Below are 1491 nucleotides of genomic sequence, written 5' to 3' on the forward strand. Positions count from 1 at the left end.
GGCTAGGGCATATACACATCTCGCAGAGCCCATCCATCGGCACAGGCACGGAAGTAGGCCAGGCCGTTGTAGAAGGTGATTGGTCCCGGTGGTCTGGAGGAAGCATAGCCGTTCCAGCCGCCGAGCTTGGCGATGATCCATGCCGCCCAGGCGAGCGAGCTCCTGGGGTGGGGATTGGCTTGCAGCTTGGTCTTGCCTTTGAAGCGCTTCTCGAGCGCGGCAAGTGTGTCGATCTCGTTTGGCGTGAAGACGAGGCTTGCCGGTTGAGCGTCCTGGCCGCTGCGGGACTGCACGAGCTGCATGACGATGACCGCGGCCTTGGCGGCGATGGCAATGAGTTTCTCCAGGCGTGCGGCCGATTGCAGCTGGCTGTCTTCGATCTTCAAGCCCTGGGCCTTCATCGTCCGGAAGAACTGCTCGATGGTCCAGCGCTGCTTGTACCAGGCGACGATCTGCCAGGCCTGGGCAGGGCTGCTCACCGCATGGGTGGTCAGAAGCAGCCAATGAAGCGGCTCCACGCCGTCGGGCGCAGCCGTCTCGACGACTTCGACCCAGCGCAGCGTCACCCCCTCTGGCAGCCCCTTTGCGCGCAGGTTCGCCGGCCGCTTGATCGTGGCTTCGCCAAAGCGCAGGCACAGCTCAGCCCGGCGCGCCGGGCGGTCCTGGCGCTCGCGCAGCTCGATCACCTGCGTATCGCAGAACACCACTTTCGCCACGGCGCGGCGCAGCGTGCCGCCAGTGGTGAGGGCCCGGTCATTCATGAGACGCGACAGAACATGGCAATGGCCGTCCGGCACACCAGCCCACATCATATACAAGTCGCTCTCACGGTCGGCGATGAAGGTGACCATGCCGGCCCGGGCCAGCACCGGCTTGGCCGCTTCGGCCGTCTCGATCCAGTGGCGCGATTCCTTTTCGCTCAACGGCCGCTCGGCATGCGGCGGCAGCTCCTCGTCCCCGCGCGTCCACACCTGCCCGCCCACAAGACCCAGGCAAGAACCGCGCTCGGCATCAAGAGCCAGCATTGGATGCAGCAGCAGGCCCCAGCAATTGCCCTTTTTGACCTTGCCCAGGCCGCGCCGGTTGCCCTCTGTCGTCGGGAACTTGATCTCGCTGGTGTCCTGCACCGCCAGGACATGCCGGCCCTCGACCGCAAGCCGGGTCTGATCGCTCCAGCCTGCGATGATCCGGTCCGCTGTCACCGCGTCATTGCCGAGAAAGCGCCCATAGCGGATCTCTTCGGAATGGTCGCCACCGGCAAGCCGGCGCAGGCAAACCGTTTCGCGCAGCACCATGCCTTGGAGCAGCCTCGCCCCCCTTTATCGAGACGACGATCTCCAAATGAACCCAAGGACCAGTCCTGGCATGTCTGCATCGGCGACGCTCCTCCAAATCAGAACGTCACAGAAGAATCATACAGCACACGCCGGCGGAATCCGACACGTCACAACCGAGTCAATCCGTCGCAGCAAGATGTGTATACGCCCTAGT

General features: G+C 64.2%; 1 protein-coding gene. It reads right to left on the reverse strand.

Annotation, left to right across the window (positions count from 1 at the left end; all coding sequences use genetic code 11):
• Positions 1-2: 2 nt before the first annotated feature.
• Complete coding sequence (locus NKH16_RS34810; protein WP_023675890.1) at positions 3-1295, reverse strand: IS4 family transposase; 1293 nt, start codon at positions 1293-1295, stop codon at positions 3-5.
• Positions 1296-1491: the final 196 nt, after the last annotated feature.

This window comes from Mesorhizobium sp. M1307, from assembly GCF_040318155.1.
Taxonomy (GTDB): Bacteria; Pseudomonadota; Alphaproteobacteria; order Rhizobiales; family Rhizobiaceae; genus Mesorhizobium.

Excerpts from the sequence above, each read along its gene's own strand:
- NKH16_RS34810 (WP_023675890.1), bottom strand. The coding sequence starts at position 1,295 with ATGGTGCTGCGCGAAACGGTTTGCCTGCGCCGGCTTGCCGGTGGCGAC.